The 14,386-nt window shown below is 54.5% G+C and carries 10 protein-coding genes; 6 read left to right on the plus strand and 4 right to left on the minus strand.

Annotation, left to right across the window (positions count from 1 at the left end; translation table 11 throughout):
• Positions 1-251: 251 nt before the first annotated feature.
• Positions 252-731, minus strand: a complete 480-nt coding sequence (locus E6072_RS05740) for a low molecular weight protein-tyrosine-phosphatase (protein ID WP_316694376.1) — start codon at positions 729-731, stop codon at positions 252-254.
• A gap of 56 nt (positions 732-787) precedes the next feature.
• Complete coding sequence (locus E6072_RS05745) at positions 788-2,227, minus strand: GuaB1 family IMP dehydrogenase-related protein (RefSeq protein ID WP_316694377.1); 1,440 nt, start codon at positions 2,225-2,227, stop codon at positions 788-790.
• Positions 2,228-2,401: 174 nt separating this feature from the next.
• On the opposite strand from E6072_RS05745, the gene E6072_RS05750 reads away from it, so the two are divergent.
• The 3 genes from E6072_RS05750 (at position 2,402) to E6072_RS05760 (ending at position 4,975) form a co-directional block, all read left to right on the plus strand.
• On the plus strand, positions 2,402-2,932 hold the full coding sequence (locus E6072_RS05750; protein WP_316694378.1) for a phosphoribosyltransferase: 531 nt from the start codon (positions 2,402-2,404) through the stop codon (positions 2,930-2,932).
• 49 nt (positions 2,933-2,981) lie between these two features.
• Complete coding sequence (locus tag E6072_RS05755) at positions 2,982-3,497, plus strand: SprT-like domain-containing protein (protein WP_316694380.1); 516 nt, start codon at positions 2,982-2,984, stop codon at positions 3,495-3,497.
• Positions 3,498-3,583: 86 nt separating this feature from the next.
• Positions 3,584-4,975, plus strand: a complete 1,392-nt coding sequence (locus tag E6072_RS05760; protein ID WP_316694381.1) for a serine/threonine-protein kinase — start codon at positions 3,584-3,586, stop codon at positions 4,973-4,975.
• Positions 4,976-4,985: 10 nt separating this feature from the next.
• Here E6072_RS05760 and hrpA read toward each other — a convergent pair whose 3' ends face one another.
• On the minus strand, positions 4,986-9,782 hold the full coding sequence (gene hrpA / locus E6072_RS05765) for an ATP-dependent RNA helicase HrpA (RefSeq protein ID WP_316694382.1): 4,797 nt from the start codon (positions 9,780-9,782) through the stop codon (positions 4,986-4,988).
• A gap of 130 nt (positions 9,783-9,912) precedes the next feature.
• Here hrpA and E6072_RS05770 point away from each other — a divergent pair, with 130 nt between their 5' ends.
• The 3 genes from E6072_RS05770 to E6072_RS05780 all read left to right on the plus strand — a co-directional run bounded on the left by E6072_RS05770 (position 9,913) and on the right by E6072_RS05780 (position 12,139).
• Positions 9,913-11,208, plus strand: coding sequence for an FAD-dependent oxidoreductase (locus tag E6072_RS05770; protein WP_316694383.1), 1,296 nt, complete (start codon positions 9,913-9,915; stop codon positions 11,206-11,208).
• A gap of 1 nt (position 11,209) precedes the next feature.
• Positions 11,210-11,506 (plus strand): ferredoxin family protein, encoded by a 297-nt coding sequence (locus E6072_RS05775; protein ID WP_278619770.1) that lies wholly within the window; start codon positions 11,210-11,212, stop codon positions 11,504-11,506.
• Between the two features lie 69 nt (positions 11,507-11,575).
• Entirely contained in the window at positions 11,576-12,139 is a 564-nt protein-coding gene (locus tag E6072_RS05780; RefSeq protein WP_316694385.1) for a GNAT family N-acetyltransferase, read from the plus strand.
• A 238-nt stretch (positions 12,140-12,377) separates the two neighbouring features.
• Here the strand turns inward: E6072_RS05780 and E6072_RS05785 are convergent, their stop codons facing one another.
• Positions 12,378-14,321 carry an OPT family oligopeptide transporter gene (locus E6072_RS05785; RefSeq protein ID WP_278619772.1) on the minus strand — a complete coding sequence of 648 codons (1,944 nt, stop codon included), beginning with the start codon at positions 14,319-14,321 and terminating at the stop codon, positions 12,378-12,380.
• Positions 14,322-14,386 lie beyond the last annotated feature (65 nt).

The following is a 14,386-nucleotide window of genomic DNA, read 5'->3' on the forward strand; positions in this document are numbered from 1 at the left end:
GGGGGAGAAGTTTTATCCGAGCAGGCTAGGTGGGCGCAAAATTTGGAAAACGCCGCCACGTTTTCCAAATTTTTGGGCAGGAGGAAAAACTTCTCCCCCACGCCCACCCCGGCACGCTTATTGCGTATTTCGCGATACCCCTGTTCTGCGGGTATTCCTTACGGATGCGGTACCAGGCTCCGCGCGGGAAGCGAGGAAAAACTTCTCCCCCTCGCTTAGTAGCCGAGGTTGAGGACATTCAGTTAGGAAGATTAGGAGAAGTCGGAGAGGACTTCTAGGAGAACCGGAGTTACCCGCTCGATTACTTCCAGGGTGTCGGCGAATTCGCGTTCCCCGCCATACCAGGGGTCGGGTACCTCCATATCGGCGGGGTTAGCCTCGGGATCGAATTCGCGGTAGAGGCGAATTTTGCTCTCATCTGCTCCCCAGCGCTGCGCCAGGCGGGCGAGGGCGCGTTTGTGTCCGCTAGTCATCGCTAGCAACAGATCAAAATCGTTAAAATCACTGCGACTAATCTGACGGGCATGATGGTCTGGCGTCAGCCAACCATGATCTTCCAAGATTTGTATCGCGCGGTAATCTGGGGGATTGCCGTGTTCTTCGTCAGAGACTCCCACCGAATCAAAAACTAGGTTATAGAGAGTTTCTTCTTCGGCCTTTTGAGTAGCAACTGCCTGCGCCATTACTGAGCGACAGATGTTACCGGTACATACGAACAGTACCCGGGTCAAGATGGTTCCTTTCTTAGCTTATTTGGTTTGGTGTGTTCTGTTCTTGATTAACAGGTTTACCAGGAGCTTTCGACGGGAGCGCCCTCTTTATATCCGGCGGCACTTTGAATCCCAACGATTGCTTTTTCCCGGAATTCTGCCTGGTTAGTGGCGCCCGCATAGGTGAAGGAGGAACGCACTCCCGCCAAGATCTGGTCGATCAAGTTCTCCACCCCGGGACGGGCAGGATCTAGATACATCCGCGAGGTAGAAATCCCCTCTTCGAATAGTTCTTTACGGGCACGTTCAAAGCCGCGGGAGGTGGCATTACGGTTACGAACTGCCCGGCGTGAAGCCATCCCGAAGTTTTCCTTATAGGGGCGCCCATTCCCATCGCGCACAATGTCGCCAGGAGATTCGTGAGTACCGGCGAACCAGGACCCCACCATCACATTGGAGGCTCCGGCTGCCAAGGCTAAGGCCACGTCCCGCGGATGACGTACGCCGCCGTCAGCCCAAACATGTTTTCCTAGTTCGTGAGCGCGGCGGGAACATTCGAGTACCGCCGAGAATTGGGGTCGGCCTACGCCAGTCGCCATCCGGGTAGTGCACATTGCGCCTGGGCCAATGCCGACTTTCAAAATATCGGCACCGGCAGCAGCCAGTTCTGATACTGCGTCTGCGGTGACCACGTTTCCTGCCACAATTGGCACTTGAACTGAGGTAGCTCGTACTGCCTTTAAAGCCTGGATGGTTTTATCTTGATATCCGTGGGCAGTGTCGACCACTAAGACATCTACGCCCGCTTCTACCAGTTGGCAGGCTCGTCCCGCCACGTCACCGTTAATGCCGATCGCTGCGGCTACCCGTAGCTTGCCGTCTTTATCAGTGTTCGGGGTATAGATAGAAGAACGCACCGCCCCTGGCGCGGTCATTACCCCTACCAGGCGTCCGTCAGTGTCTACTACTGCGCCGAGACCTAGGTGTTCTTCCGCTAATTGGCGGTACGCGTCCTCCGGGCCAATCCCTTCCGGTAATAGCAAGGTGTGGGTATCCATCACCGTATGTAGCTGCGCAAAGTGATCTACTCCGGTCAGCGCCGATTCGGGAACTACCCCTATCGGGCGGTTTTCTTGATCTGCAACCAGTACTGCGCGGTGGGAGCGCTTTGAAATCAAGGATAGAGCCGCCGCTACTGTGTCGTGCGGGCCGAGCACTACCGGAGTGTCATAGACCGTGTGACAGGCTTTAACCTCAGCAACGGTTTTCGCAATAATATCGCCGGGAACATCTTGAGGTAGAGTTACCAGACCTCCACGGCGCGAAACTGTTTCCGCCATGCGTTTACCGGCGACCGCCGTCATATTTGCGACGATAATCGGCACCGTGGTGCCAGTGCCATCATCGGAAGATAAATCCACGTCGAAGCGGGAAGCAATCCCCGAACGTGAAGGAACCATAAAAACATCGTCATAGGTCAGCTCATAAGGTGCCGACATTCCATTTAAAAAGCGCACGGCTACTCAGCTTAGTGCAAAGAAAGCAAAAGGGGGAGACCTTGATCAACCTGAAGAGTATTTCGAGGCATGATCGGGAGTGTTATTCCTGGTAAATAACTTGGGGAAGGCGAATCAGGAAAAATATTTGCTCGCAGTTTCAAAAAGTTTCCTAAAGATAGCTAGGCTAGTTTCATGGCAGATATACAAGATCGGGAAGTTCTTACCTGGCAGGGATTCGGAGATGCTACCCGAAAAATTGCGCAAAATATTGTAGATTCCGGGTGGATGCCCGAGTTGGTAGTGGCGGTAGCTCGGGGCGGATTGTTACCAGCGGGTGCTTTGTCTTACGCGCTAGGGCTCAAAGCAATCGGCACCATGAATGTAGAGTTTTATACCGATATCGAGGAAACTCTACCGGAACCAGTGCTAATTCCGCCGCTCATGGACGTCTCGGCTCTCTCCGGTAAACGAGTATTGGTAGTCGATGATGTTGCCGACTCGGGGAAAACTCTCGAATTGGTGATGCGTTTGATTCGCGAACGCGGGATTCCTTCTGGGCAAGAAGGGGAGCGAGTAGAGGTTTCAGAAGCCAAATGTGCTTGTATCTATGTGAAGTCGCGGTCGATTATTACTCCCGACTATGTACTAAAGCACACCGATAAATGGATTAATTTCCCCTGGTCGACTCTACCTCCGGTGACAGCGGAAGGGTTGGGACACTAGGGGACATCGCTAGTTACCCTCCCCGCTACCCAGCGGGGAGAGGCTGCTTTTGAAAGAAGAGAGCTTGGAAGAGGTATTAGCATTAGCGCGCCGTACCTTGGATGCCTGCGGCCTGCAAGACTGGGAAGTTGGTCTCGATCATGCGCGCCGCCGGGCGGGCGCCTGCCATTTTGCGGATAAACGGATTAGTTTTTCTCGCTATCTGCTTCCGCTCTACGATTCGGCTGCCGCACGCGAAGTTGTCTTACACGAGGTCGCTCACGCGCAAGTAGGGCCTATGGTGGGGCATGGTCGGCGCTGGCAGCAGGCGGTTAAAGCCCTAGGAGGTAACGCAGAACGGACGGTATCCCCAGACGCGCCCTCCCTCCCGGCACCTTGGGTCGGGGTATGTAAAGCCGGGCACCGTATTGAACGTTTCCGCACCCCTACCCGAGTTTTAGCCTGCTCTAAGTGTTCTCGTGACTTTAAAATAGAAAACATTTTCACTTGGACCTACCGGGGAGATCCTCCCCATCACCACCGAGCATACCTGCGTGAACTCCGTAAAATCTGTAACAATCATTGAAAGTAGCAGCTAGGTGAGAGAGGAATTCTCTTTTTGAAGCTTTAAACTGGATGCTGAAAGATTATCGACCAAGTTGCAGGGAATGTATGGATAATTATCAGACGGCACACGCCTATGCCGGACAACCCTTCCCTGCTGCCGAGAATCCGGAGAACTCAACTGTACGGTCTGTCCCCCAAGGTTCCACAGTTATAGCTGGTTACCGTCTATTAAAAGCCCTGGGGTCGGGCACTATGGGGGAAGTGTGGAAGGTCGCTGATTCGCGGGGAAACCTGTATGCCGCCAAAATTTTGCGATCTAAATTAGCGATTAAACCCGGGATTGTGCAGCGTTTCCGAATGGAGAAAGACCTGGTAACCGGGGTGCGCCACCAAAACATTGTGGAAGTTTATGATCTGGTGCAAACCCCGGAGTATATGGCGATCATTATGGAATATACCGATGGCGGGGATTTGCAGGAGTTACTTAAAAACAGAGGCACCCTGCCGCCGCTAGATGCCGTCTACTATTGTATGGGGATTGCTGCTGGTCTTTCCCTGATTCATCAAGCAGGAATTGTGCATCGTGACCTGAAACCCTCCAATATTTTGTTAAAGCAGCAGGGGGGGTATCTAATCCCAAAAATCGCGGATTTTGGTTTAGCCCGGTGGATTGATCCCCGTTACGAAATCCAGACTACGAAACGTTCCGGAACCCCCTACTATATGGCGCCCGAAATGATTGAAGGTAAAGGGGTGAGTTCCAAAACCGATATTTATTCCCTGGGAGTAATCCTTTACGAGCTGCTCTGCGGAATCACCCCTTTTAGAGGCTCCGTGGCGGAGGTGTTAAACCATCAGTTTTACGATATGCCGGGGATGCTACCGGGGATCCCTGGCTCCCTGTGGAATGTGATTACCCAAATGTTGGCGAAAGAGACTTCGGTGCGCCCCAGCGCTGCCCAGACCCACGCCCTCTTAAAATCAGTAGTTGACCAGGTGCGTTCCCTTGACGCCCTGGAAATGCTGAAGGAGCCTCCGCCTCCGCAACCTTTAGCAGATGTGGTGCGGATTTCCCCACCCGATGCTCAAACTTCCTTGGCATCGGTTAAACCGATTATTCCCGCCCACGATGAGGCCGAGACACAGTCGGGGCAGACGACTCACGGGCAGGTGGAACCGGCGGCTCCCGTCTGGCAGCCGGTGACTTTACCTCCGGCGATTATGGTTAATACTGAGGAGGCGATCGGGGAAGGAGCAGGATCTGCGGGGAAGCTATCGCCGCTAAGGGAACAGGAGGCTTCTGCAAATGAGCAGACGCTGGGAGCTTGGAGGAACAACTCAGACTTTTCCGAGAATGTAGCCAGGGTTTCTCCCCGACAAGGTGCGCCAGCTCCCCGTCGGAGTGCAGCCAAAGAAATAGCAGGCGGAGTCGCGATCGGTCTAGCTGTTGGTGCTCTAGTAACCCTGGTAGCAGCGGTAGTTTTGCTATTGCTTTAAGGAATCCAGCTTAGAGTCGCGCCTCTTTTAGAAGTTTGCTTAGGCGCGGCAGTGAAACACGCTCGCGAGTACCCAGCGGCTGGGCAAACAGCGAGACTCGTAGCTCTTCTATTAGCCAGCGTCCGTGGATTAGGGCGGCTACGGAAGCGGGATCTGCGTATAGCTTTTCCTGGTTGTCTAGCTTTTCGCGCGCGCCCTTCCAAATAGCTAGAGCCTGTTCTTCCTGGTGGCTTCCCTTGTTTTGCCCCTGGCTTGCCTTTTGTAGGCGAGTAGCTATCGCCTGCAAGTAGCGTTCTAAATCCTCAGCGCCCTCACACAAGTCCCACAGGAACCCCGGGTAAATCAGTTGTGATAGTTGGGAGCGTACCTGGGTAACTTCCCCTAAGGCTCCGAGGGGGAAATGCGAGGAGAGGGCAGCTAATATCTCCCGGTAGCTGGCACCAACCTCCCCAATTTCGCGGGCGAGGACGTACACTTCGTCCTCGAAACGGTCACGGAAATCTGCAGCGAGTTGCCGCAGGGTGGAAGAATCCCGAACTGTCCAGGTATCGGCCTGGGCTTTTTTGAGGTAGCGCCAGGTGGCAACCAGCTGCAGATCGGAAAGTAATGCTACTTTTTCGTAAGGCAGTGCTGCCAGGTTTAGCGCTAAACGAGCTGGCCAGCGGGTAAAGATGCGGCTAGGCGGTAAGTAAAGCTGGGAGCAAAGCAGGCAGGTAACCCCAAAGTGGTGGGCGCGCTGAGCGTGCAGCAAGCTGTCGAAGCGCGCCAGGCGCACCGGGAAAACCAGGGAAGTGGAGTCCTGTTGGCTGCGGCTTTCACTGCCAGATCGGGAGGGAGGGGGATTTTCGTAGCGGTTTTGTTGCGAGCCAGACAGCAGAGATAGTCCAAAGGGGCGAGGAAGGCGCTGCGGGAGTAAGCCTGGGAAAGCCCTACCAGGCACCCCGCCAATAGCAGTGGTTATCTCAGCAGGTAATACTGCTTCTTTCCCGCGTATTTGCGGCCAAGCGTGAGCATAATCTGTTTCCGGGAGACGTTGCTTGGAAGCGTTAGTGGCTTCTTTATTGCTACGCCTCGTTTGGGAATGGACAGGGTTTTTCTGTTTGCTTTCGGCTTTCCTTACCTGCGAGAGCGCTTCCCGGATTACCTGCTTGCGGGCGGCGCGCCCTTTTTTACCGTAGCGCTTCTGCAGTTTTTCGAGGTCGCGAGAATATATTTGTTCTTTCCCTACGCGCAACGCAAAGCGAATCCGCAAATGGGCGGGCAAGGTGGTGATCGCTTGGGAAAAGTCTTGCTCGGTTACTTCCACGGCGCGTAGCTGGTCGAGAGCCGCGATGAAAAGCTGAGCCAGCGGACGGGAGGGGGCAGTTTGATGGTTATTGTTTGCGGATTTTGCTTGATCACGGTGGCTATCTTTTTCACCAGTGCTTGCAGCGCTAGCGGCAGCGGCGGGGGTGCTTCCCTGTGAGGCGTGGCTATTTATCCCACGTCTTCCGTTAGCGTCAGGCGCTACGGAGGATGTACCTGTCGCGTTATCGGCGCTTCCTTTGCTTTGGGGCTGATTATTGCTGCTACCAGTATTTTTAATGTCAGTGTCAATCCCTGCCCAAGCCGCTAGGCGTCCCAGAGAAGCCTGCAACGCTTCCTCTTGTTTAATTTGCACCGGGGTAGGTTCGTGGCTTTCGGCGGCGCCAGTAGCAGTCGTGGGATTGGCCAGTTCCCGCTCAATCCACGCGCTTACTTCCGCCCCCACCTGCGGGGCAGGAACTAACTGGCGGCGCACCGCCTTCGGTAACGCCCGAATCAGCGCGGTGAACAGCTCTGGCCACAGCCCCGGCACTGTCCATTGAAACTCTTGCGGATTAAGGTAGGGCAGCTGTTCCAAGCTAACCTGGCAGGTAATGCCATCTTCTTCCTTGCCGGGCGCAAACTGATATTGCAGGGGCAAACTAAACTCTGCCCCTATCCAGCGGTCAGGGAAACCCGAAGTGGAAAGCTGGGTGAGTTTGCCCGCCAGATTGGTTTGGCTTCCAATCGATTTATCTGCGGCTTCACCGCTGGAATAGTTGCGGGGAGCGCTAGCGGTAGCAGCAGACGGCAACAACACGTCCTCGGGATAATCCAAAATATGGGGGTCATCTTGACGTTTGAACCAGGCCGCAAAAGTTCCCGGATTGGTTACCTCTTTGCCCAAGCGGGCAGCGAAGAATGCCGCTAAAGCGTCCTCGCCGGCAACCATTCCGGCTTGGCGGGTACGTTGCTCAACTTCTAGGGCACGTTGCAGCAGCTTTTCATTGCGTTTTAAGAAAGGATAGTTCAAAGGGGCATCCCCTCTGACCAGCGCATTAGTGATAAAGAGGGCGCGCGCCCACTCCCGGGCGGTTTGCGGGCTTTGCTCGCCGGGCAGGTCAAGATTAGCTGCTACCGGCGATAGCGCAGGCATCTCTCGATTGCCCAGGCGGGACAGGGGAACCGGCATATCAGCGGCAATCGTGAGGCCATATAGGGTAATGCGCTCCGGCACCATTGCGGTACCTTTCCTGCTCGACCAATACGGCTCCCCATAAGAACGTTTCACCAGGTGCTTTCCGGCGTGAATAATCCAATCAGGATTAACCCGGGCAACGTTGCGGGCAAAAAGTCGGGAGGTTTCCACCAGTTCGGCAGCCATTACCCAATCGAAAGTGCGGGTTGAGAGCCCAGAACCGGGCCAAATCGTGAAGCGAGCGCCACGCGGCGCCAGGTATTGTTTGGCGCGCTGATCCCAATTGCCAATCCCCGAAAGCATTCCGACCAGCAGGGAACGGTGAATAGCGTCCGTGTCAGAATGCTTGGAAGTCAGGCTTTGACAAGCCGCAATCAGTTCGCGAGACTCCGGATCTGGCTGGTAGCTTGAGCGGGAGGGTTTCGCCAAGGGGCGGGCACTGATTCCCAATTCTTTTAAAAGCTGCCGCAGTTGGTGGGTAAGGTCTTGCCATTCTCGAGTACGCAAATAATGCAAGAATTCGCGTTGGCACATTCTCCTAAAGGCGCTCCCGGACAGGTCGCGGGATTGGGTGCGCAGGTAGCGCCAAAGATTCAGGTAAGTCAGGAAGTCAGAACTGGGATCTAGGAAACGCGAATGAGCCTGGTCTGCGGCTTCTTGGTGCTCTAGAGGGCGCAGACGTACATCTTGCATCGACAGCGCCGAAACGACAACTAATGCCTCCGATACGCATCCGCGCCGCTCCGCCTCCAGCAACATTCGGGCTAAGCGGGGGTCAATCGGCAGCTTCGCGAGGCGTTTGCCCAGCTTGGTAAGGCGATATCCCTCGGCGTTTTCGCTCCTAAGTGACAAGGCCCCCAATTCGTAAAGCAGCTGCTCCCCGTCACGGACTTGCCGAGGATCTGGGGCATCAATAAAGGGGAAATCGGCGACTTTCCCCAGGTTTAGCGAGGCCATCGCCAAAATCACCGAAGCTAGGGAAGTACGCAATATCTCGGGTTCAGTAAAACGCGGGCGTGCCAGGAAATTTTCTTCCGAATACAGGCGGATGCAAATCCCCTCGCTAATCCGCCCGCAACGCCCCGCCCGCTGGCGGGCACTGGCTTGGGATACTTCCTCGATCGGTAGGCGCTGCACTTTGGTGCGCTGCGAATAGCGAGAAATCCGCGCCAGACCAGGGTCAATCACATATTTAATACCCGGTACGGTCAGCGAAGTTTCCGCCACATTGGTGGCGAGCACTATCCGCGGATAAGGGTGCGGGGCAAAAACTCGTTGCTGTTCTGCCGGGGATAATCGCGCAAATAGCGGCAGGATTTCTACTGCTCCCGGAGTGTTTGTACGCTCGCCGGCGCGCACATATCGCGAACCTAGATGCGCGGCGAGGGCGGCCTCGGTGTCCCGAATATCGCGTTCGCCCGCCAAAAACACCAAAATATCGCCGGACTCGCCAGCAAAAAGTTCATCAACCGCCTGGCAGATTCCCTCGGTTTGGTCTTTCACTTCACCGCGGGCACTTCCCGATTTCTGCTGGTTAAAAAGGTTCTTGCCGTTCTCCCCGGGGGTTTCCTCTTCGTCTAATTCGTCCTCATCACCGCTATCCGAGCCATCCAGAGGGCGGTAACGTATCTCTACCGGGTAGGTGCGACCAGATACCTCAATAATCGGCACCGGGCAGCCAGGACGAGAAAAATGCTCGGCAAAACGCTGAGAATCGATAGTTGCCGAGGTGATAATGACTTTCAAATCGGGGCGGCGTGGCAACAGGCGCGCCAAATACCCCAAAATGAAATCAATATTCAGGGAGCGTTCGTGGGCTTCATCCACGATGATAGTGTCATAGCGTTTCAGCAGGGGATCGGTGCGGATTTCCGCGAGCAAAATCCCGTCTGTCATTAACTTCACCATGGTTTTGCTAGAGACCACATCGGTAAAACGCACCTGGAAGCCGATGGTTTTACCCAGTTCTTCCCCCAGCTCGCTGGCAATCCGGGTAGCCACCGAGCGAGCAGCAATCCGGCGCGGCTGCGTGTGTCCGATGAGGGCACCGCGTCCTCTGCCCAGCTCTAGGCAGATTTTTGGTAGCTGGGTGGTTTTCCCGGAACCCGTTTCCCCGGAAACCACTACCACCTGGTTATTCTTAATAGCCTCGGAAATTTCTCGCCGCCGGGCACTTACTGGAAGTTCGGTGGGAAAACTTATTTGAGCAGGCGCATTATTTAAGGTTTTCGCGTGGCGGCGGGTAGGAAGCTTTGCTTCCTTATCGGTTTTTTCGGCTCGCGCAGGGCGCTTATCCTGCTTGCTAGCTGCGTGCTGCTCGCTCATCGCCCTCCTTTACCTCTGAGCAAAGTCTAGCGGTTATCGAGCCGGTGTCATTATGGCAAGCTGCTAACTGCGATAAAGTAGAGACCTTGAAACAAGTAATATCCGCTCAGTGGAGGCAGCGAGATAAAACATGAGCGTGGAATACGATTTTGATGTCATCATCGTAGGTGGCGGTGTCGCCGGAACGGTATGTGCCTACCTACTCGCAAAAGAGGGTCACCAGGTCTTATTGATTGAGCGCGGCTCGGAAGTGGGGGCTAAGAACCTTTCCGGCGGGGTGTTTTACTGCCAGGTAATGAACCAGATTTTCCCGGACTTTATTGAAAAAGCGCCCCTTGAACGGAAAATTACCAAGAACATTTTGTCGTTCCTGAACCCGACCTCCGCGGTCAACCTGGAGTATTGGGATCAGCGTCTAGCAGAACCAGTCAACGCCGTTAGTGTTTTGCGCGCCAAACTGGATCCCTGGCTGGCGGAACAGGCCGAAGAGGCCGGAGCCACCATTATGCCGGGCATGAAAGTCGATGAACTGGTGCGTGAGGATGGGAAGTTCTGCGGAGTGCGCGCCGGAGAGGACACCGTATACGGCAAAATAATCGTGGCCGCTGACGGGGTGAACTCCTTCCTGGCGCAATACGCCGGGATTCGCCCCCAAGAACCCCTTAGTCACCTGGGGGTGGGGGTAAAATCCGTTATCCAGTTAGGGGAAGAAACCGTTAAAGAACGCTTCAACCTGCAAGCAGGGGAGGGCGTGGCCTACCAAATGGTGGGGGACTGCACTCAGGGGGTAGCTGGCGGAGGCTTCCTGTATACCAATCGTGACTCGGTTTCTATCGGGATCGTGGCTATGCTAGACGACCTGAAGAAAAAACAGCTATCCTCCTCTGAACTGCATGATCATTTCTTGCAGCACCCCTTCATCGAGCCGCTCCTGCGCGGAGGAAAGCTGCTGGAATACGGCTGTCACCTGGTAGCCGAAGGCGGAAAAACTATGCAACACGGCTTGGTTCACGATGGACTGGTGCTAATCGGGGACGCCGCCGGGTTTACGCTCAACACCGGGTTCACGATTCGGGGAATGGATTTGGCGGCCGGATCTGCCCAAGCCGCTGCCAGCGCCATTGATGCCGCGCTTAAGGCGGAAAACTATAGCGCGCCCTCATTAAATAAATATCTGGAAAACTACCAGTCTACTTTCGTGGGCAAAGATATGGAAACTTTCGCGCGAGCTCCGCAGTTCCTACACAATCAGGAACTATATGGCCAGGTAGGCCAGCTCGCCGCGGACGCCCTCCACGGAGTCTATAACCTGGATACCACCCCGCGAAAACGCTTATTACCGGTGGCTAAGGCGGCGCTAAAGAAATCGCCACTAAGTATCCGCCGCCTGGTAAAGCTCGGTTTACAAGCAGTGAGGTCGATATAAAATGACTGATTACCTTCCCGAATCCGTATCTGAGAGGCTTACCGCCAATATTTATGAGGTAGACGAAGAAGAATCCCATATCGCTATCGACCAAGAACTAGCGAAAGCCACGGGCGCAGGCAAACTATTAGAACGAGTTTGCCCCGCTCATGTCTATACCGCCCGCGAGGACGGATCAGTCGATATCGAATACGCCGCCTGCCTCGAATGCGGCACCTGTCTGGCAGTCGCTCCTCCCGGGGTGCTCAAATGGCGTTACCCGCGCTCCATGATGGGCATTATGTACCGGGAGGGGTAAGTGATACTTATCCGGAAGTAGCTCCCGGGAAGTCGTCCCGAGTCGCGAAAAATAGTTATCCTTAAATGCATGAGTACCCCTATGCAGATTCGTCAAGCCGAGACCGCACGCGATATGTTAGATATCTTCGCGATTCGCCGCGCGGTTTTTCACCTGGAACAAGGAATCTCTTTGGATCGAGAAATAGACGATATCGACTTCGCCCAGGGAACTATCCACCTTCTAGGCGAGGACGCCTCCGGCGCTATCGCGGCAGTCCGGATCTCCCCGCCCAAAATTGGTATTCCTGTCGATCTTGCACAAATGTTTCCCCAGCTGCCACGAGACACTATTACCGGGAAGCTAGGTCGTTTTGCCGTATTGCCTGCCGCCCGCGGATGCGGTAACGGTAAAGAGCTGGTGCGCGGGGCAGAGCGGTTAGCACTTAGCAGTTGGGCGAGCTCCGAGGGCGAGGGAACGCTGCTACTACAAATCGCAGCCCAAGCGCCAGTTATCGGGTTCTATCAAAAACTCGGCTACCACCTAGTTACTTCTCGCGACCCCTACCTGGATGCTGGAATCGAGCACCACGACCTGGTGAAACTGGTAGAGCCGCAAGCCAGTGTAGTGCAGTTTCCCGGCCGTTGGCTCTAGACGCCCGCATATCTACCTGTGTGTATGCCTGGGTTCGCCGTTGGCATCAGTTTGCGCGGAGGATTGGTTTTATCCGAGTAGGCGCGGTGGGCATAAGAATTCGGAAAATGCGTACGGTCTTTTTCCGAATTATTGGGCGGGAGGAAAAATCAATCCCCCGCGCAGTTATGTGAGCGTTACATGCCTGCAGGCTCACAGTACGTAAAGCCGCACTTCGGGGTGATCTGTTCGATCGACTTTAAGCCTCGGTCTGCTTCTTTGCGTAGCGGTAGCCCCAAAGCACGATAGCGACAAAAATAACCAGTCCGACCAGGGAGGACACTCCCGACCAGGAATCAGGTACTATTGCCAGCGGCTCTCCGCTGCCAGTACCTCCCACAATCGCGGCATAAACCACGCCCCACAGGCTTTCCCCTACAATTAACCCGGTAGCGAGCAAAGTTCCCATTCGCGAAGCCGCCTCCGGATTCTTCCTGGTTTTAGCCCAGCGGTTAAAGAGAACCCCGCAGGTAGCACCAACCGGAATCAGAATCGTCAATGTAATCGGCAGGTACATTCCCATCCCGACTGCAATCGGGGGCAGAGAATAGCGAGAAGTCAGGTGCTTTAACAGTTCATCAATGACGATTATCGCCACTCCGATTACCGCGCCTAATCCCAGCAGACTCCAGTCAATATCGCCTCCAAATACCCCTTTGGTAAGTTCAGCAATCAGAGAGGCTTGCGGAGCCGCCAGCGCATTCTTGCCCGCGCCAGGGGCTCCTTGAAATCCGAAAGCCGTGTTCATCAGCTGTAACACCGGTGGAATTATTAAAGAGCCGAAACCTACCCCTATTATCAACGCTACCTGCTGTTTCCAAGGGGTAGAGTTCACCAATTGACCGGTTTTAAGGTCTTGTAAGTTGTCGTTAGAAATAGTGGCAATACCAAATATGATTGCCGCCGTGAACAGGGTGTAGGCGACAAGAGTCTTAGGATCGGCACCGGCCGGAGCCACTAGTTTAATTACCAGAGCCGTCAGAATTGCCACCAGGATTCCCACCCCAGAAACCGGGCTGTTTGACGAACCTATCAGTCCCGCCATATAGCCACAGACGCTAGCAACTGCCAGCCCAAGCGCCAAAATAAACACGATTGACAGGAAAATTAGTCCCCCCGTGTGATGCTCTAAGGAGCTGCCCCGCAAAAATAGCCACAATAAAACCCCGATAGGAATCATTAAAGCTAGGGTGATACCGATAACCCAAGAAGCGGGCAGGTCTCGTTCTTGCGGGGGGAGAGTGAATCCACCTTTTCGTTTACGAGACGCGCTAATGGATTCGCGCATTCCTTGAAAAATCGGTCCAATGATTTTTAGGAACGTCCAAATAGCGGCAATGGCGATGGTGCCCGCCCCCACGAAACGTACATCGGAGGCAAAAATCCCTTGCACGCTCTCGGCAATATCCCCGCTGCCGAGCTGACCGGACGAAAAGTAGGGCAGTAGCACCCCATAGCTGATTACCATGCCGCAAATCATGGCGATACCGACACCCAGACCTACCAAATGCCCAATCCCGATAAGTGCCAATGACAGGCTAGTTCCCACCATAGTGCCACCTGCTCCCACTTTAAATGCGGTGGTGACAGAGGAAAGCGCGACTTTGAGATTAGTGAGCAGACTGAAAAATGCGGAAGAAATAGCTCCCCAAATAATCACATGCAGACCGCGGCGGTTGTCAGCTGCTCCTTGACTGGTGTCGCCCACTTTTAGGACTTCCGCCGCCGCTACGCCCTCGGGAAAAGCAAGGTCAGAACCGGTTACGAGGGCGCGCCGCAAGGGAATAGAATACGTCACCCCCAAAATCCCGCCCAGGGCACATAAGAGGGCACAGGTCCAATAGGGGAAGCCGCTCCACCAGCCGACCATAATCAGACCGGGCAGGACGAAAATAATTGCCGATAAAGTGCCAGCTGCTGAAGCAATGGTCTGCACGATGTTGTTTTCTTGCACGGTATGGTCTTTGAAATACCGCAGAATCGCCATGGAAATAACTGCCGCCGGAATCGAGGTGGCAAAAGTCAGCCCCACCTTTAACCCCAGGTAGACATTGGCGGCAGTGAAAATTAAGGTGATGATTCCCCCGATAATCACTCCGCGAATAGTTAATTCTTTTATTGCTGTTTTCGATTCAGTTGTCATCGTAGGTCGATCTCCTTGGTCACATAAGCCGAATTCAGGATACGACCCGACGGGAGATTTAATAA

Origin of the sequence: Varibaculum cambriense (assembly GCF_032557235.1) — a bacterium.
Taxonomy (GTDB): domain Bacteria; phylum Actinomycetota; class Actinomycetes; order Actinomycetales; family Actinomycetaceae; genus Varibaculum; species Varibaculum cambriense_C.

Excerpts from the sequence above, each read along its gene's own strand:
- E6072_RS05760 (WP_316694381.1), top strand. The coding sequence starts at position 3,584 with ATGGATAATTATCAGACGGCACACGCCTATGCCGGACAACCCTTCCCT.
- E6072_RS05775 (WP_278619770.1), top strand. The coding sequence starts at position 11,210 with ATGACTGATTACCTTCCCGAATCCGTATCTGAGAGGCTTACCGCCAAT.
- E6072_RS05780 (WP_316694385.1), top strand. The coding sequence starts at position 11,576 with ATGAGTACCCCTATGCAGATTCGTCAAGCCGAGACCGCACGCGATATG.
- hrpA (WP_316694382.1), bottom strand. The coding sequence starts at position 9,782 with ATGAGCGAGCAGCACGCAGCTAGCAAGCAGGATAAGCGCCCTGCGCGA.
- E6072_RS05785 (WP_278619772.1), bottom strand. The coding sequence starts at position 14,321 with ATGACAACTGAATCGAAAACAGCAATAAAAGAATTAACTATTCGCGGA.
- E6072_RS05770 (WP_316694383.1), top strand. The coding sequence starts at position 9,913 with ATGAGCGTGGAATACGATTTTGATGTCATCATCGTAGGTGGCGGTGTC.
- E6072_RS05750 (WP_316694378.1), top strand. The coding sequence starts at position 2,402 with ATGGCAGATATACAAGATCGGGAAGTTCTTACCTGGCAGGGATTCGGA.